The sequence below is a fragment of the Paenibacillus glufosinatiresistens genome (assembly GCF_031470375.1).
Classification (GTDB): Bacteria; Bacillota; Bacilli; order Paenibacillales; family Paenibacillaceae; genus Paenibacillus_AQ; species Paenibacillus_AQ glufosinatiresistens.
The window spans coordinates 389,053-407,340 of sequence record NZ_JAVFHT010000002.1 but is presented as its reverse complement, the minus strand read 5'-3'; the positions used below and the strand labels follow the sequence as shown (position 1 = coordinate 407,340).

Here is an 18,288-nt window from a genome sequence, read left to right as displayed (position 1 = left end):
TTGAACGGCCGCTTTGTTTACTTTTTAGTGGAGGTGGTCCCTCTCAGCTTAGAAATATCTACTTTTGGGACAGCCTCGTTTTTTTGCGGGCATTTCGGGGGAAGGCGATCCGGCCCGGGCAGGCGTTGCGGATAAATTGCCGGTCTCATGCGCACGCTAGGAGGGAGTCAGGCCTAGAGCCGAGTCTTATTCAGAGAGGACGCGTTATACAGGATGGCCGAGAAAAGCATATTGGCATATTTCAAAAGTCCCGAAGAGGCGGAGAGCGTCTCCCGCAAGCTCCAGTCCATGCGCGTAGTCGATATGTCCATCGATACCTTCAGCCGCTACAGCGGCGGCTTCAATGATGCTTATATCCCCGCCAATGGGCAGATCACCACGCTTGGGACCGCAGCCACGGGTCAAGTGGACGCCGGCGTTATGGCGGCGGCCGATCCCAGCGCCAGCGGGATGAGCGACGGCGGGGCCGGCGGGCCGACCGGACGGAATGTTCTTTTGACCGTCGTTATCGACGAATCGACTTTTCACCAGGCGCTGTCCATTATTGAGGAAGCCGGCGGAATGATCTAGTCAGGCGCGGACAAGCGCCGGGAATCGGAGGAATGGGCAATGGTTAAACGCTACGATAAAGTGAAGACCGGTACGGAGAAGATGAAGCTTCTGGCATCCGCCCGGAATGAAGATGTCGAATTCTCCGCCGCCGAGGCGGACCGCGACGACGTTGAAGCGATGGACCGCTCCGCGGAAGCCGACAGACGCCAGCTTCGGGAAATGCTTCGGGAGAAGCAGGAATCTTAAGCGAGGCGCGGCAGGAATCCGGGAAGTCCCGAAGATCCGGGTTCGCTTGAACCCCTCTGAACCTGAACCGCCCGGCTGCTCGCGCAGAACCGGGCTGTTCGGCATTCTCCGCTTAGGTATAATAGAGAGGGAATACCCGTGTAGCCGGGTACGGAAGGAGTGCCGATCAATGGACAAATGGATCATGTGGGGCGGCCTGACGCTGGTAGTTGCGCTGCTCACACTGCTGAATCAGAAGCGTCTGTACGCGCCCGGCGTCAAGCGCGCCTATGCGGAACTGAAGACCCTGGCCGACCGGACGGAGCGGGGAACATCGGAGCCCGGCGATCTGAGCCGCTGGGAGGCGGCTCTGGCGGAGATGGAGCGCCATCCGAACGAATACAACAAGCTGGACCTGGAGATCGGGCTGAGATCGCATTTCTGCGCTTTTCTCGAGAAGCATGCGCCGGGCGATCCCCGGCTGCCCGAACTGCGGCTCGTCGCTTCCAACCGGAAGGATTCCGTATGGGGGATCAAGCTGACGGATCGCGACCGGTAGACGGGACTGCCGGCAGCGAAGCGGACAGGCTCGGAGGAAAATAATCCGCCGAATCCGGCCGGTTGCGCCGGAAGGCGCCCGGCGTGCAGCCGACCCAGGTCGTGAACTGGCGGATGAAGCTCTGGACATTGACATAGCCGAGCCGGTAGGCAATCTGCTCCACCGTATCTGTGCTGCTGTCCAGCATCTGCATCGCTTCCTGCTGCTTGAGGATCATCAGGTACTGTCTCGGGGACATGCCATAGGCCTGGCGGAACAGGCGGTGGCAGTGGCGGCGGCTGATGTTGAGCCGCCGGGCGATGTCTTCCAGCCAGTCTCCCGCCGCCTCGTCGGGGCCGGCAGCGGGAGACGGCTCGCCGTCCATCTGCGGGCGGCGCAGCAGCCGCTCGATCTCGCGGGCAATCAGATAGGCCGGCTCTCTGCGCGCAGCCGGCTTTTTGCGCGCGGCCTCGGCCGCGAAGCCGGCATGAATGCGCTCGATGATCTCGAGCACCCCGAGCATGACCGCGGAGACGCGGGGCGGACGCGGTCCTTCGAGCTTGTTGAACAGCCCGAGAATGGAAGGAGAGAGCGCTTCGGTCAGCGGATGATCCGCCGGATAAGCGCAGACGTTCTCACTCTCGAACAGTTCCAGCAGCTCTTCGTCTTCGGCGCCGATATGCCCGGCGACGAAGGAGCAGCCCTCCTCCAGCGGAGCGCGGTAGCCGTGGAGCTGCATTGGAGACACCAGAAAGAGATCGCCCGCTGTCAGCGTATGCGCCGTATGCCCGGCAAAGGCGCTGAGCGTTCCCCGGGTCACGAGAATAAACTCAAACATCATATGGTGTACATGCAGGCCGCAGGTCCAGCCTCCACATACCGTGCGCCGGTGGGGCGCGTACAGGCAGATGTCCGAACGGACATGCGGAAAGAATTGTTCCTCCCGGGTTGCCGGTTCCATATTCGCAAGCCTCCTTCTTCTTGGACGGCTCCTCCCTCGGCGGAGGTGTCCGATTATGTGAACCCGCCTCTCCAAACAGGACCGATGATGTGATGGCCGGTTGCGCAGAGGAGGGCTATACTGTCTTTACCTTATGCCGCCGGGCCGGCCGGGCCCAAGGCATGAAGTCTATTATAAGACAAGAAGGCAGTGAATCCTATGGCAAAAACCGAATCGACCCTGGACTACACCGAGTGGTTTGCGGCCGATCAGACCGGACAGAGCGCTCCGAAGCCGTTCTCTCTTCTGTGGCGCCTCTACCGGGAGCATACGCGCAAGCTAGCGCTGTCCGCCCTGTACTACATTCTCAAAACTTCGCCCGTCTGGGTGCTGCCGGTCGTGACGGCGAACATCATTAATATCGTCGGCTATCCGAACGAACACGGCATGCGGGAATTCTGGATCAATCTGGTGGTTATTCTCATCGTTATCGCTCAGAATATTCCTACCCATACGATGCACATCAAGTATATCAGCCAGGCGGTGCGGCATGTGGAAGCCGGGCTTCGCAGCTCGCTTGTCCGCAAGCTCCAGCAGCTCTCGCTCGGCTATCACGGCGACATGAACGCCGGGAAGATGCAGTCCAAGGTGCTGCGGGACGTCGAAGCGATCGACTTCCTGTCCCGCCAGATGCTGATGACCGTCATTCCGGCCGGAATCAACCTGGCGGTGGTGACCGGCCTGACCTTGTATCACAGCCGGATTGTGGCTCTGTTCTTCATCCTCATGGCGCCCGTATCCATCTATCTCGTCCGGGTCTTCCGGGGCCGGATGTCGCAGCGCAACCACGAAGTGCGGCGCAATATCGAAGAAATGTCCGGCAAGGTCTCGGAGACGGTGGAGATGATCCCGGTTACCCGGGCGCACGGGCTGGAAGAGGTCGAGATCCGCAAAGTGGACAGCGCGCTGGAGAACATCCGCCAGCGGGGACATATGCTTGATGTGCTGGAGGCCTACTTCGGCTCTTCGAGCTGGGTGGTGTTCCAGCTGTTCCAGGCCGGCTGCCTGTTCTTCACGGCCTTCCTCGCCCACAAGGGGATGATGGAGATCGGCGATATCGTGATGTATCAGGGATTCTTCAACATGATCATCGGCTCGGTCACCTCCATCCTCAATGTCTATCCGAACCTGGTCAAGGGTCTGGAATCGCTGCATTCCGTCTCTGAGGTGCTCATGTCCAACGAGACGGAGGAGTACCGGGGACGCACCAAGCCCGATGCGATCCGGGGGGCCTACTCATTCAGCGGCGTGGGCTTCCGCTACTCCGAATCGGAGCGCCATGTGCTGGAGGATTTCTCGCTGGAAGTCAGGGCAGGGGAGACCATTGCTTTTGTCGGCGAATCCGGCTCGGGCAAATCGACGATCCTGAATCTGATTATCGGCTTCTACAAGCCGCAGAGCGGACTCATCAAGGTGGACGGCATTCCGATGACGGAGCTCAGCATGAAGCGCTACCGCCAGTCGCTGGCCATCGTGCTTCAGAATAATCTCCTGTTCTCGGGAACAATCCGGGAGAATATTACGTACGGTCTGCCCCACATCAGCGAGGAGAAGGTGCAGGAGGCCGTCTATATGGCCAATCTGCAGGACGTGATCGACAGCCTGCCGAACGGATTGGACACCTCCGTCGGCGAGCACGGCGGCAAGCTCTCCGGCGGCCAGCGGCAGCGGATCGCCATTGCCCGGGCTCTGGTCCGCGATCCGCGGATCATTATCCTGGACGAAGCGACCTCCGCGCTGGACAATGTATCCGAGCGCCATGTCCAGGACGCGATCGAGCGCCTGATGCACAAGCGGACGACATTCATCGTCGCCCACCGGCTGTCCACGATCCGGGGAGCCGACCGGATTGTCGTCATGAAGAAGGGCCGGATCGCGGAGGTCGGCACCTACGACGAGCTGCTGGCCCGGCAGGGTGAATTTTACAAGCTGAAGAACCGGTAATACAGACTGGCAGGCGGATTACAAACCTTAAGTTCGGCGCAACAGGCGCCGGGCTTTTTTTGTACGCGCGGCGTCCCTTTTCCTTTCTGAAAAAGGAATAATTTTCATATCTGAAATTTCTTTATTTTAATATTCAGTAATTCGTGGCGGCGGTCGATATAACAGGTACATTACATCCATTGGAGGTTGACTGAATGATTATACCCAAGGGCTTCAGGCAAGTTCTGAAGCGAGCTTTGACCGTTCTTACGGTTATTTCACTGGTCGTCCCTTTCTACCAAGGGTCCAGCGCATCGGCGGGGGCGCTGCCGCTCTATGACACGATGGGCGATCACAGCACGGTCACGTCGGCTACGTACGACGAACTTGCTCCGGGCACGTATTACGCAACGCCGTTCCAGGTCGGCAACGCTTATGCGGAAATCTCCAACGTCTACCTGAAACTCCGTTACGAAGAGCAGGGCAGCTATACTTCCGCCGAGAGCTCGGTTGCCATCTACAGCGACGACAACGGGCGTCCCGGTACGGTTCTGATGAACGCGGAGGGCACTTCCACACTGGCGGACAACAAGAATGTCAGCCCGTATGAAACCTCGTACCGCAATGAGTTCTTCGGCTTCCCGCAGCCCGGGGCCAAGCTGTACCCGAACCATAAATACTGGATTGTGTACGGGAACTCCGACGATAATGCGGACAACCTGTCCAGACTGGTGGTTGAACGCAATGCCGGCCAGACCGCTCCCCATCAATACGGGAGCAGTGCAGGAATCAAAGAAGACACGCTGACGACCCTGACGGTAAGCGGTGCCGGCACGCAGATCGGCGCGCTGAATTTCTCGGGGGCGGCCGAAATCCAGGACCAGATCGTCCCGGTCATGATGGTCGGTTGGGAATCGAAGCCGGTTACCGACCTGTCGGTGTCCGATACCACCGAGAGCAAGGCCGACCTGAGCTTTACGCAGAAACCGGGCGCTACGGAGCTGTGGGTCGAGCAGTCGCAGGACAACATCAACTGGACCCGGTCCCGCTTGAATATGGACATCCCTCTTCATCAATATTCCAGCTATGCGACAGTGACGGGACTCGTTCCCGGGAAGCATTACTACTTCCGCCTTAACATCAAAGACGGACGCAGCGGCGGCCTGTCCAATGTAGCGGAAGCCACGATGCCCGACTTCGGCTGGCGCATCGTCGGCAAAGAAGGCATTACCGATTACCAGATTAAAAGTCCTTCGATTGCGGTAGACAAACAGGGCACACCCTATATTGCCTTTGTCAATTCGGCCATGACCGGCAAAGTCACCGTGATGAAGTTCAACGGTACGGCCTGGGAAGAAGTCGGGGACCCGGTTGCCGATAACCTTGGCAACGCCTATGTATCCCTGGCGCTGGACAGCACAGGGACGCCTTATGTCGCTTACCGGGACAACGACAACGACAGCCGGGCGACGGTGAAGAAATGGGAGAACGGTCAGTGGGTCCTTGTGGGAAATCCGGGATTCACCTCCGGTCAGGCCAATCAGATTACTCTGAAGCTAGACCGCAGCGACCGGCCTTACCTCGCTTATCAGGATTATGATTACAGCCGCGCCGGCGCACGCAGCGGCGCCGTGACTGTCATGACGTTCGCAGACGGAAGCTGGACCGTAACCGGCGATCCGCAATTCAGCGAAGGCGGCAGTACCGTCGAATCGCTGGCGTTTGATCTGGCTCCGGACGGAACGCCTTACGCGGCGTACACCAGTGAAACCGACAACAAATACTTGCCGTACCTGGCCGTCTACAAAGACAACCGCTGGGAAACGATAGGCGGCGCTCCGGCGGATGCGACCGGCGTAGGCTATGAGAGCAAGGTTGCTCTCGCCGTCAATCCGGTGAGCGGCACTCCGTTCATCGCCTTTAAGGATCAGGCCAGCGGCTCGGCCATCGCCGTGAAAGAATGGAAAGACGGCGCGTGGAATCCGGTAGGCGCCGGAACCGCGACTCCGTGGGAGGCAAATGAGCTGACGCTTGGCTTCGATCCTGCGGGAACGCCCTACCTGGCGTATACCGAGATGCAGGAAGGGGCGGCGCCGCTTAACGTCCGCAAATGGACAGGCACGGTCTGGGAACAGGTCGGAGCCGAGAACTTCTCGGCCGGACGAATTTATCTGCCCGGACTCGCCTTCGATCCGGAAGGCCGTCCTTATGCCGCCTATATCGACCGCGGCAATTCCGACAGCATTACCGTCAAGGTCTTCCCGAAACCGATCTCCGATCTGAAGGCTGCGGAGACCGCGGAGGGGTATAAGCTGACATTCAGCCCTGCAACGGGAGCGTCTTCCGTCGCGGTGGAATACTCGGCCGACGGTGTGAACTGGCAGACCGCAACGCTGGCGCTGCCGGTGGACGCCGCGTCTGTCTCGGCTGTCGTCACCGGGCTGCCTGCCGGCACCGCTTACCAGTTCCGCCTTGCTGTATGGGGAGGCGCAAAAGAAGGGCTCTCCAATACAGCCGAGACCCGTCTGATTCAGACCGTTCAGCCGGTCTCCGCCCTGCCGGGTTCCGGCCAGGTCACGGCCGGAACGACGGTTGCCCTGAGCACAGCGACCAAAGGCGCGACCATTTATTACACGCTGGACGGCAGCGTGCCTACGACAAGCAGCCCGGCGTACACCGGACCGATTACTGTAAGTGAGAATGTAACGATCAAGGCATACGCCGTGAAAGACGGCATGATTGCAAGCGAAGTCAAGGAATGGACCTACACCGTCGAAGCTTCGTCTCCGGTCTCAACGCCTGTAGCTACGGCCGCTGCCACGGTACCGAACAGCCAGATTACCCTGAAGGTAGTCGATGGGTCCGGCCAAGCCCTGCAGACGCCGCTGACGCAGACGATCGGCTCCTCTCTGCCGCTGACCGGACAGCTGCTGAATGCCGGCGGCCAGAGCCTCGGAAGTGCTACCATCAAGCCGGGCGGACAGGTATCCATGCCGAACGTGCCGGCCGGAACCTACAAGCTGCCGCTTCAAGTGGTGGCCCCGAACGGACAGAAGCTGGCGGGAACCGTCGCCAAGGTGACCGTTGACGCAGCCGGCAACGTCAGCATCAGCGCCGAGCTGATCGACCCGTACGGCATCATTACCGACTCCGTTACCGGCAAGCCGGTCGATGGCGTCAAGGTCACGCTCCACTGGAGCGATACCGCGCTGAACCGGGCCAAGGGCCGGACTGTCGACGCGCTTGTCGAACTGCCGGAACTGCCGGACTTTGCGCCGAACCGCAATCTGGACCCGCAGACGAGCGTGAAGGGCGGACAGTACGGCTGGATGGTCTATCCGGAAGGCGATTACTACATTCTCGCCGAGAAGGACGGCTACGAAGTATACGACAGCCGCAAGGATACGCGCAGCGAACAACAGGGCGAAGACAGCTACATCAAGGACGGCATTATTCATGTCGGCCAGTCGATCGTCGAGCACAGTTTTCAAATCCATCCGGCCAAGACCGGCAGCGGTACGCATACCGCCTACATCAAGGGGTATCCGGACGGCAGCTTCAAGCCGGAGAACGGCATCAGCCGCGCCGAGCTGGCCGCTATTCTGGGCCGGACGATGACGAAGAACGCGCCGGCCAAAGCCGCGGCTTCCTTCAAGGACGTCGCCGCCAAACACTGGGCGGCCAAGGACATCGCCGCTGCCCGCGCACAGGGCTGGATGACCGGCTATGCCGGCGGCGCGTTCAAGCCGGAAGGCAAAGTAACCCGGGCCGAACTGGCGCAGACGCTGGCGAACATTTACGGCTGGAAGGCGGCGGGTTCCGTTTCCTTTGCGGATGCGCAGGGCCATTGGGCCGGGAAGGCGATTGCAGCGCTCGCCGAGCAGGGTCTGATCAACGGCTACGGTGACGGAACCTTCCGTCCGGACCAAGCCGTAACGCGGACCGAAGCGGTGAAGATCTTCAACCGGCTGCTCAAGCGCAGCACAGGCGACAAGGTCGGCGTAACGCCGGTCTGGTCCGATGTGAAGGAATCGCACGGAGCGTACACCGATATTATGGAAGCTTCCGTCGGCCACGGATACAACGCGTATGCGACCGGAACGGAAGAGTGGACGAACAGATAGTAGAGAAGGAGACCCGCGGCGGGTCTCCTTTTTCTTTGGGCAGGGGAGAGATTCTCCTTCGCCGCGCCGCCATTGACAATAACCCCCGGCTTTCAGTAGTGTTAAGATTCACGGGACGGGCAAGTCCCAACCGGAACGGCCGGAGAGGAGTCGGAGGAAGAATGGAGATTGCACGCTGCGCCTGGGTTAACGCCGATCCGCTGTACCGGGCTTACCATGACGAGGAATGGGGACGGCCGGTCAGGGATGACCGGGAGCTGTTCGAGCTGCTGATGCTGGAAGGCATGCAGGCGGGGCTGAGCTGGTACACCATCCTGAAGAAGCGGGAGAACTACCGCGAGGCGTTCGACGGCTTCGATCCGGAGAAGATCGTCCTCTACGAAGACGCCAAATTCCTGGAGCTGATGAATAATCCCGGCATCGTCCGCAACCGGCTCAAGATCGCCGCGGTTATCGCCAACGCCGGGGTCTATCTGGAACTGAAGAAGCGGGGCATTTCGTTCTCGGAGTATCTCTGGAGCTTCGCGGGCGGAGAGCCGAGAGTGAATCTTCCGAAGTCGGCCGCCGATGTGCCGGCAAGCACGCCGGAATCCGATGCCATGAGCAAGGCGCTCAAGAAGCTGGGCATGAAATTCGTCGGTTCCACGATCTGTTATGCGTTCATGCAGGCGTCCGGGATGGTGAACGATCATACGAGGGACTGCGCGTTCAGCGGTTTGGCGCCGGACGGGCAAACGATGGTATAATGACGGAGGCCGCTTGCGGCCGGAAATGGGACTGGCTTTTGCACAAATTTAACAGGCATTATCATTTGGGAGGCTAACGAATCATGCTGTGGCAGGAATTGACCATACATACAACCGAAGAAGCGCAGGAGATGATCTCCAACTTTCTCGTGGAAGCCGGAGCGGGAGGGGTATCGATCGAGGAGTCGGGAACGCTCTCCAAGGTCCGCGACACGCGGTACGGCGAGCTGTACGATGAGCCGCTGAACGACATTCCCGAAGGCGAGGCCGTCATCAAGGGCTACTTTGCCCTGGAAGCGGATATGAATGCGGCTGTGGCCGAGATCGGCCCGCGCATTCTGGAACTGCGGGACTACGGCATAGAGCCGGGCAGAGCGGAGCTCTCCTGGAAGACCGTGGACGAAGAGGAGTGGAGCCATGCCTGGAAGGCGTACTTCAAGCCGCTGCGGGTGAGCGAGACGCTGACGATTCAGCCGGTGTGGGAAGAGTACGAGCCTCTAAGCCCAGACGAGAAAATCATCCGCATCGACCCGGGCATGGCTTTCGGGACCGGAACCCATCCGACGACCGCGCTCTGTCTGCGCGCGCTGGAGAAGGTGATCGCCGGCGGCGAAGAAGTCATCGACGTCGGCACCGGCTCCGGCATTCTGGCCGTCGGCGCGAAGCTGCTCGGCGCCCGTTCGGTGCTGGCGCTGGACCTGGACCCGGTCGCTGTGTTGAGCGCAGCCGACAATGTCCGGCTGAACGGCTTGGAATCCGATATCACCGTCAAAGAGAGCGATCTGCTGTCGCTGCTCGGCGGCGGAGGCGCTTCGGACACGGCCGCCGGGGCCATGTGGCCGACGGCCAGAGGCTCGGCTTCGGATGAAGCGGAGCCCGCCGGAGGGGCGGAAGACCTTGGCGTAACCCTGCCCGTGAAGATTGTGGTTGCGAATATTCTGGCTGAAATTCTCGCGCTCTTCACGGATGATGTCTACCGCGCCCTTCAGCCGGGCGGCATCTACATTACTTCGGGCATCTATAAAGACAAAGAGCGTCTGGTGGCGGATGCCCTGGAGAAGTCGGGCTTCGACATTCTGGAAGTCGCGAAGGAAGAAGACTGGGTGGCGATTACGGCCGGAAAGAGGTAAATATGGATTTTCTGCAACGAATTATAGCAATGCCGCTGGAACAGCTTCCGTTTTTTCTGGTTACCATTATGATTGCGTTCACGGTGCATGAGTTCGCGCATGCGTACTTCGCCAATAAATTCGGCGATCCGACGGCCCGGCTGCTCGGCCGGCTGACGCTGAATCCGGCATCGCACATTGATTTCTTCGGCGTACTCCTGATTGTCATCGCGGGATTCGGCTGGGCCCGGCCGATCCCGGTCAACCGGGCCAACTTCGACCGTCCCCGGCTGATGGGCATCATCGTATCGGTAGCCGGTCCGGTAAGCAATCTGCTGCTCGCGATTGCGGGAGCTGCCGTCTATATGGCGCTGATTGCAGCGGGTGCAGTGGACGCCAATTCCAATGTGCAGCTGCTGCGGGCGTTCGATACGTTCTTCTCCATCTTCGTCTATATGAATCTGTTCCTGTTCTTCTTCAACCTGATTCCGCTGCCGCCGCTGGACGGCTACCGGGTCGTTGAGGATCTGGCGACCGGGCAGGTTCGAGGCAAGCTGCAGCAGTTCGAGCAGTGGTCGATTTTCATTTTTCTGCTGATTGTATTCATTCCGGCGCTCTCCCGAGCGGTCATTCTGCCGCTTCAGATCTGGGCGTTCGATATCCGGGAAGAGCTGTTCACCTTCTTTGGCCGGCTGTTCGGCCTATAGCTTAATCTTGTCCCTGATTCCACAATCAGGGCGTCAAATTCATGCAGGAACAGGATGTTGATAGACATGCAGCGATATTTTGTATCCCCCGGACAATTCGGAGAGACGGAGGCCACCCTGACGGGCGACGATGCCCGGCATATCGCCAGAGTCATGCGCGGCAAGGCGGGCGACAAGCTCATTGTCAGCGACGGCCGGTCCCGGGAGGCGCTGGCTGCCGTTGAGGAGATCGGCCCGGACTTTGTCCGCGTAACTCTGCTGGAAGAACTCCCGCAGACGCAGGAGGCGAGGCTGCGGATTACGGTGGCCCAGAGTCTGCCGAAAGGCGACAAGATGGAGACCGTCATCCAGAAGGGCACCGAGATCGGCGCCGCCGCGTTCGTGCCGTTTCTGTCAGAGAGAACCATTGTGCAGTACGATGAGCGCAAGGAGGGCAAACGGCTGGACCGCTGGCGCAAAATTGCCAAGGAAGCGGCCGAGCAGTCGCACCGGAACCGCGTTCCCGAAGTGAATGCTCCCTTAAGCTGGAAGGAGCTGCTTCGGACGTTTGACCGTTACGGCGCCGTCTACCTGTGCTATGAGAAAGAACAGGGACACCAGCTTCGTTCGGCTGTGGCTCCCTGGCTGCGGAGCCTTGAGCCTTCCGCCGAAGCTTCGGCGCTGCTGATTGTCGGGCCGGAGGGCGGCTTCAGCGAAGAAGAATGCCGGGAGGCCGAAGCGGCGGGCGCCGTCTGCGTCGGCCTTGGCCGGCGCATTCTGCGCTGCGAGACGGCGGGCATGGTCGCCGCCGCCTGTATGTTATATGAATCCGGAGAAATGGGGGAAGCTTGAGAATGCCATCCGTCGCGTTTTACACATTAGGCTGCAAGGTGAACTTCTACGATACGGAGGCCATTTGGCAGTTGTTCAGCAATGCCGGATACGAACAGGTCGACTTTGAAGGGACAGCCGATGTGTATCTGATCAATACCTGTACGGTGACCAACACCGGCGACAAGAAGAGCCGGCAGATGATCCGCCGGGCCGTGCGCCGCAATCCGGACGCTATCGTCGCGGTAACGGGCTGCTACGCCCAGACTTCCCCGGGAGAGATTCTGGACATTCCGGGGGTCGATCTGGTTATCGGCAACCAGGACCGCGCGCAGATTCTGACGCATATCGACGCCATCCGCCGCTCCCGCGAGCCGGTGAACGCCGTCCGCAACATCATGAAGACGCGGGAGTTCGAGGAGATGGATGTGCCGGGCTTTGCCGACCGGACCCGAGCCTTCCTGAAGATTCAGGACGGCTGCAACAACTTCTGCACCTTCTGCATCATTCCGTGGTCGCGCGGGCTGTCGCGCAGCCGGGACCCGAAATCGATTGTGGCGCAGGCGCACAAGCTGGTGGAAGCCGGGTACAAGGAATTCGTTCTGACCGGTATCCATACGGGAGGCTACGGCGACGATCTCGACAACTACCGGCTGGCGGACCTGCTGTGGGAGCTGGATAAGGTAGACGGACTGGAGCGCGTTCGCATTAGCTCGATTGAAGCAAGCCAGATTGACGACAAGCTGCTCGATGTGCTGAACCGCTCGTCCAAGATGTGCCGCCATCTGCATATCCCGCTTCAGGCCGGACACAACGAAGTGCTGAAGCGGATGCGCCGCAAGTACACTACCGAGGAATACTTCGGCAAAATGGAACGGATTCGCCAGGCGATGCCGGATGTCGGCATTACCACCGACGTCATTGTCGGCTTCCCGGGGGAGACCGACGAGATGTTCCGGGCCGGTTACGACTTCATGAAGGCCGTGAACTATTCCGAAATGCACGTGTTCCCGTATTCCAAACGGACGGGCACACCGGCGGCGCGGATGGAAGACCAGGTCGATGAAGAGATCAAGAATGCCCGCGTTCAGCAGCTGATCGACCTGTCCGAAGAGATGCAGCTGGCGTATGCCCGGCGCTTTGTCGGCCGGACGCTCGATGTCATTCCCGAGCGCTCCGCCAAGGATGCGCCTGCGCGGTCCGTGCAGCACGGCTTCTCGGACAATTACCTTCAAGTGTTCTTTGAAGGAGGCGACGAGCTGCAGGGACGGATGTGCCAGGTGCGGATTACCGAAGCCGGGGTGAACGAGTGCCGCGGCGAACGCGTTGAATCCTCTGCGCCGGAGGCTGCGAAAGCGGCAGCGGAGCTGGTGCGCTAGACTTGCCGGAACGGACGAACGAGACCCCGTCGTATCTTTCGCTATGGATAGAACGCGTATAGAACGCGATTCGAATACCAAGCTTGCAAGACGGTTCTTCCATGAAGGAGAACCGTCTTTTTGCATGGCCCGTACAGGACCTTCGTCTGATGGAAGAAGGAGCCGCCGCCTCGGCTCGGACGCGCCGGGTTAAAGACTTCCGGCCATGCTGCCGATAAGGGAATAGAGACAGATTGCGGAGTGTGCCCATTCAAACCTTGAAGGAGAGAACAATGAGAGTGAATCGAAGATGGAATTTATGGCTTCTGGTACTTGTACTGTTCGCCGCTGCGGCATTCCCGGCGGGGGCTTATGCGGCAGCGGGGGATGTAACCTCGATTGAACTGGACAGCGGCGCCAAGCTGGATTTGACGGTCGGACAGTCGCCGAAGCAGCTGAAAGTGCTGGCAGCCGTGGAAGGAAGCACAGTCAAGAAGGACGTGACCGCAGGGGCGGTCTGGACCTCTTCCAATTCCGCCGCGGTTGCAGTATCGGGCGGCGTGGTCACGGCAGTCGGAGCAGGCAGCGCTTTGGTCAAAGCGACCTACGGCAGTTCGGTAGCTACGGTTGAAGTATCTGCCTCCTATCCGTACAAGAACTTGAAGATCGAGAACGGAGCGGCCGCCTACAAGCTCGGCGACAGCGCGGAATCTCTGAAGCTTCAGGCCACGGCAGCAGGCGGCGCTACGGAGAATGGGACCGTCGATGTAACGAAGGATGCCGATTGGAGCAGTTCCAATTCCTCGGTCCTGGCGGTTGCGGACGGGCAGCTGACGCTGGCCGGCGAAGGAACGGCAACGGTAACGGCCAAATACAAGGGGCTGTCCGCTGCGTTCAAAGCAACGGTCAAGCTGCCGTATGCCTCGCTTGCCTTGGTCCGGGATGGCGAACCGACCGAAGAGCTGGAGCTGCTGGTCGGCGACGACCCGGTTCAGCTTGAAGCCGAGGCAGGCAGCTCAGGCGAAGAAGTCGAGCCGGTCTGGTCAAGCTCCAACGCTGCCGTCGTCACCGTAGAGAACGGCTTGATCACCGCCGTTGCTCCGGGCAAGGCGACGGTAACCGCCCGGTATCTGGGCGTGGCCGGTTCCGTGGACGTCTATGTGCGCGCTCCTTACGAGGCGCTGCTGCTGAAGCCTGCGGGCAACTCCTCCCTGTTCATCGGAGAGTCGATGAAGGTCAAGAGCGAAGTCCGGGACTCGGCCAACTCGACGCTGAACGTATCGGGCGACGCGGTCTGGACCTCCGACAATCAGCTCGCCGTCACGCTGGCCAAAGACAGCGACGGAGTGAAGCTGACGGCCAGAGCCGCCGGCGTATCGAACATTAAGGCCGAGTACAAGGGACTGACCCGGACTTTCCGGGTGACGGTCTATCCGACGCTGAGCGGACTGGAAGCGGAGAAGAACGAACTGGCGCTCTATACGTCAGGCTCAGCTGCGCTGCCGAAGGTATCCGGCATCAAGCTGGACGGCGACAAAATCGACATGAGCGGCGAGATGGTCTGGACGTCCGCAGATGAGGACGTAGCGGAGATTGCAGGCGGCAAGATCGTGGCGGGCGAACCCGGCAAGACCGTTCTGACCGGGCGGCTGGAGAGCGAACGATTCGGTTCCTCGGCTTCTCCGGTGCGTTCCAAGGCGCTGGAGCTGACCGTGACCGTCAAGAACAAGACGCTGGTACTGATCGGACCGGACAGTCCGCTCAGCGTCGTCATCGGAGAGACGGTTCCGCTTCCCGGCATAACGGCCGTACTGGATGACGGGAATGAACGGGATGTTACAAGCGAGATCGTCTGGAGTCTGAACGGCGTCAGCGCCGTCATCAAGACCGTGGACACCGGCAAGGTCATCAAAGGGCTGACGAAAGGCAATGCCGTGCTCAAAGGCGTGTACGGGGACAAGACGATCAGCATTCCGGTGACAGCCGAACCGAAGATCGTCAAGCTGGAACTGGAATCCGGCAGTCTCGAACTGAATCTCAAAACATCGAAGACTCTTAAAGTAACCGGCTACTATACGAACGGCAAGACGGTCAACCTGTCCTCGGGCATGAACTGGACCTCTTCCAACACTTCCGTGGCGACGGTCAAGGGAATGAGCGTTAAGGCGGCAGCGGAAGGCTCCGCGACGCTCACCGGCTCCTATCAGGGGCTTCCGGCCACCGTCAAGATCTCGGTCGTGCCGAAGCTCAAGAAGCTGTCCGCAAGCGACACGAAGCTGAAGCTTCCGGTCGGGGCCTCGTATTCACTGGCGGTGACCGCCGAATACGATACGGGCAAGACCGTTTCGGTTACCCCGCTGACGGGCTGGAGCAGCTCGAAGCCGTCTGTGGCGGCGGTATCGGACAAAGGCGTCGTGACGGCGGTATCGAAGGGCACCGCCGTTCTGAAGGGCAAGTTCGGCGGCAAGACGGTGACGGTCAGCGTTACGGTTAAGTAGATCGGGCCGGAGCGGGGAGAGGCTTGCAGGCGCGGGCAGCGGCGAGTAATCGCCGCTGCCCGTATTGGTGTTGGGGGCGTCCCCGGAAGCCACCCCCGGAAGCCGCACAGCTTCCGGAAGCTTAAGCTCAATGCGGCAGCGGCCCGTCGGGATTCCGCTCTCCGCGCGACCAGACCGGCAGGTAACACAGCGGCAGCGCCAGCAGCGAGCAGGCGACATTGAAGATCGTCTGGGCGTGGGCGAGCTGGGCGGCGGGGCCCCCGCCCAGGAGGGCGGACGCCCGCTCGAGGGCGCCGGTCAGCGGCAGAAAGAGCAGCGCCCCGCCGGCGTTCAGCGCCACATGCGCCCAGGCGACGAAAGCGCCCGAGCGGGTGCCGCCGATGGCGGCGATCACCGCCGTCAGGCAGGTGCCGACGTTGGCGCCGAGCACAAGCGCGATCCCGAGCGCGGGCGGCAGGCCTCCGCCAGCGGCGACGCCCATCGCCATGCCGATGACGGCCGCGCTGCTGTGCAGGAGCGCCGTCAGGCAGGCTCCGGCGGCGAAGCCCCAGAGCACGCCGCCCGCCGCTCTCTCCAGCAGCAGGTCCAGCAGACCGCTGGACTTCAGTTCGGGGGCGATGGACTGCATCACGGCGATTCCCCACAGCACGAGCGCGAACCCGCCCGCCGCCAGGGCGATGAACTGCAGCGGCTCGCCGCTCCGCCGGGCCATCGCCGCCGCCCGGCCCGGACGGAACGGCGAGATCTCCGCAGCCGTCACCCCGGCGGCCCACAGCGCGGCCGAGCAGGCGAGCAGCGGTCCGGCGTACCGGCTGATCTGCAAGCCGATCAGCTCCGTCGTGAGGCAGGTGCCGATGTTGCTCCCGAGCACGATGCCGAGCGTCCGGCCGTAGGTCAGCAGACCGGCATTGACCATGCCGATTGCCAGCACCGTGACGGCCGTGCTGCTCTGGAGCAGCGCCGTCAGCAGGGCGCTGACGGCCATGCCGGTCAGCGGCGTGGCCGTGGCGCGGCGCAGCGCAGCTTCAAGCAGCGGGCCGCTCAGCCGGGAGAGCGCCGTCTCCATCAGCTTCATGCCGGCCAGAAAGATGACAAGCCCGTACAGCACCGTAAAGAGCAGAGCGGATAGCATGGAAGGCCAGACTCCTTTGCAGACATAATAGGGGAAGGGGTCCCGCTTGACAGGCCTGCGGGGTTGTACCAATATATGAAGACAGCCGATAAGGCATGACGAGAAGAGGAGTTGGCAGGATTGGCATCCATTCTATTGCAGCGCAGCCGGAAGAAACGGCTCGAAGAGGGGCATCCGTGGGTCTATGCGAGCGAGGTCGCTTCCCTGGAAGGAGAGGCGGAGGCCGGCAGTCTGGTCGAGGTCCGCAACCATCAGGGACGCTATCTGGCGACCGGCTATTACAACCCCGCTTCCCAGATCCGGGTGCGGATCGTGTCCCATACGCCGCTTGAGGCCATGGACACCGCGTTCTTCGAGAGCCGGTTCCGCCGGGCGTTGGCGCACCGGGAGCGGTTTCTGCCGGGAGAGGACGCGTACCGGCTCGTGTACGGCGAAGCCGACTTTTTGCCGGGATTGATCGTAGACCGCTTCGGAAGCGTTCTTGTCGTTCAGATCCTGACGCTCGGCATGGACAAGGTGCGGGGAGAGATTGTGGAGGCGTTGGTTCGGACGGTCGGGCCGCAGGGCATCTATGAGCGCAGCGACGTCTCCGTGCGGGAACTGGAAGGTCTGGAACAGAAGACCGGCCTGCTGTACGGCGAGTGTCCGCGCCATGTGACCGTAACCGAGAACGGGCTCAAGCTCATAATCGACATCGTGGAGGGCCAGAAGACCGGCTACTTCTTCGACCAGCGCGAGAACCGCTCGGCGATTGCGCCGCTGATGAAGGGCTGGGGAGCCCGGAGCGGAATCGAGCTGGCGGAAGTGGAAGGCGAAGACGGCGAGGTCCGGCGCGTTCCCGTCAACAAGAGCGGCAAGGAAGTCACGTTCCCGTACTGGGACGGAGCGACGGTGCTGGAATGCTTCAGCCATACCGGCAGCTTCACGCTGAACGCCTGCAAGCACGGCGCGAAGAAGGTGACCTGCCTGGACGTATCCGCCCATGCCATCGAGAGCGCCAAAGTCAACGTCGAGCTGAACGGATTCTCGGACCGCGTGGAGTTTGTGGTGGACGATGCCTTCCAGTACCTCCGCAATCAGGTAAAAGGGCTCGAAGAACGCACCGAGCGCGCTTCTTCTACAGCCGATACCTCCAAGCCGATGACGGCCGGAGGCGGACGGACCTGGGACGTGGTCATTCTCGACCCGCCGGCGTTTGCCAAGACGAAGAGCGCGGTCCAGGGCGCCTGCCGCGGCTACAAGGACATCAACCTGCACGGCATGAAGCTGGTCAACGAAGGCGGCTACCTGGTGACGGCGAGCTGCTCGTACCATATGCGCCCGGAGCTGTTCCTGGCGACCATCGCCGAAGCGGCCGAGGATGCGGGCAAGACGCTCCGCCTGATTGAATGGCGGGCCGCCGGCAAGGATCATCCGCAGATTCTCGGCGTGGACGAAGGACACTACCTGAAGTTCGCCATCTTTGAAGTTACCAGCAAGACGCAGCATTGACGGACCGGGCCGAACCCGGCCGGTTGAGTTGCGACCGGCAGTATCTCAGCCCCGGCTCTGGCCGGGGCTTTTTTT

The 18,288-nt window shown here is 61.0% G+C and carries 14 protein-coding genes; 12 read left to right on the top strand and 2 right to left on the bottom strand.

Going from position 1 to position 18,288, the window contains the following annotated elements; translation table 11 throughout:
* The first annotated feature begins 213 nt into the window (after window positions 1-213).
* The 3 genes from RBI05_RS04930 (at window position 214) to RBI05_RS04920 (ending at window position 1,336) form a co-directional block, all read left to right on the top strand.
* Window positions 214-570, top strand: coding sequence for a hypothetical protein (locus RBI05_RS04930; protein WP_150456961.1), 357 nt, complete (start codon window positions 214-216; stop codon window positions 568-570).
* A 39-nt stretch (window positions 571-609) separates the two neighbouring features.
* Complete coding sequence (locus RBI05_RS04925) at window positions 610-798, top strand: YfhD family protein (protein ID WP_310550293.1); 189 nt, start codon at window positions 610-612, stop codon at window positions 796-798.
* Between the two features lie 169 nt (window positions 799-967).
* Entirely contained in the window at window positions 968-1,336 is a 369-nt protein-coding gene (locus RBI05_RS04920) for a hypothetical protein (protein ID WP_310550292.1), read from the top strand.
* On the opposite strand, the gene RBI05_RS04915 is transcribed toward RBI05_RS04920, so the two are convergent.
* A complete protein-coding gene (locus RBI05_RS04915) occupies window positions 1,311-2,276 on the bottom strand; it encodes a helix-turn-helix transcriptional regulator (protein ID WP_310550291.1) in 966 nt (321 codons plus the stop codon). The genes RBI05_RS04920 and RBI05_RS04915 overlap by 26 nt on opposite strands.
* Before the next feature lie 198 nt (window positions 2,277-2,474).
* On the opposite strand from RBI05_RS04915, the gene RBI05_RS04910 reads away from it, so the two are divergent.
* The 8 genes from RBI05_RS04910 (at window position 2,475) to RBI05_RS04875 (ending at window position 15,590) form a co-directional block, all read left to right on the top strand.
* Window positions 2,475-4,259, top strand: coding sequence for an ABC transporter ATP-binding protein (locus RBI05_RS04910; RefSeq protein ID WP_310550290.1), 1,785 nt, complete (start codon window positions 2,475-2,477; stop codon window positions 4,257-4,259).
* Between the two features lie 194 nt (window positions 4,260-4,453).
* Window positions 4,454-8,362 (top strand): S-layer homology domain-containing protein, encoded by a 3,909-nt coding sequence (locus RBI05_RS04905; protein ID WP_310550289.1) that lies wholly within the window; start codon window positions 4,454-4,456, stop codon window positions 8,360-8,362.
* A gap of 161 nt (window positions 8,363-8,523) precedes the next feature.
* On the top strand, window positions 8,524-9,108 hold the full coding sequence (locus RBI05_RS04900; protein WP_310550288.1) for a DNA-3-methyladenine glycosylase I: 585 nt from the start codon (window positions 8,524-8,526) through the stop codon (window positions 9,106-9,108).
* An 83-nt stretch (window positions 9,109-9,191) separates the two neighbouring features.
* On the top strand, window positions 9,192-10,238 hold the full coding sequence (prmA, locus tag RBI05_RS04895) for a 50S ribosomal protein L11 methyltransferase (RefSeq protein ID WP_310550287.1): 1,047 nt from the start codon (window positions 9,192-9,194) through the stop codon (window positions 10,236-10,238).
* A gap of 2 nt (window positions 10,239-10,240) precedes the next feature.
* Window positions 10,241-10,924, top strand: coding sequence for a site-2 protease family protein (locus RBI05_RS04890; RefSeq protein ID WP_310550286.1), 684 nt, complete (start codon window positions 10,241-10,243; stop codon window positions 10,922-10,924).
* Between the two features lie 66 nt (window positions 10,925-10,990).
* Window positions 10,991-11,755, top strand: coding sequence for a 16S rRNA (uracil(1498)-N(3))-methyltransferase (locus tag RBI05_RS04885; RefSeq protein WP_310550285.1), 765 nt, complete (start codon window positions 10,991-10,993; stop codon window positions 11,753-11,755).
* Window positions 11,756-11,757: 2 nt separating this feature from the next.
* Window positions 11,758-13,113 carry a tRNA (N(6)-L-threonylcarbamoyladenosine(37)-C(2))-methylthiotransferase MtaB gene (mtaB, locus tag RBI05_RS04880; RefSeq protein ID WP_310550284.1) on the top strand — a complete coding sequence of 452 codons (1,356 nt, stop codon included), beginning with the start codon at window positions 11,758-11,760 and terminating at the stop codon, window positions 13,111-13,113.
* Between the two features lie 272 nt (window positions 13,114-13,385).
* Window positions 13,386-15,590 (top strand): Ig-like domain-containing protein, encoded by a 2,205-nt coding sequence (locus RBI05_RS04875; protein ID WP_310550283.1) that lies wholly within the window; start codon window positions 13,386-13,388, stop codon window positions 15,588-15,590.
* A gap of 127 nt (window positions 15,591-15,717) precedes the next feature.
* Here RBI05_RS04875 and RBI05_RS04870 read toward each other — a convergent pair whose 3' ends face one another.
* A complete protein-coding gene (locus RBI05_RS04870; RefSeq protein WP_310550282.1) occupies window positions 15,718-16,722 on the bottom strand; it encodes a Na/Pi cotransporter family protein in 1,005 nt (334 codons plus the stop codon).
* 120 nt (window positions 16,723-16,842) lie between these two features.
* On the opposite strand from RBI05_RS04870, the gene RBI05_RS04865 reads away from it, so the two are divergent.
* Window positions 16,843-18,213: a class I SAM-dependent rRNA methyltransferase gene (locus RBI05_RS04865; protein WP_310550281.1), complete on the top strand. Its 1,371-nt coding sequence runs from the start codon at window positions 16,843-16,845 to the stop codon at window positions 18,211-18,213.
* Window positions 18,214-18,288: the final 75 nt, after the last annotated feature.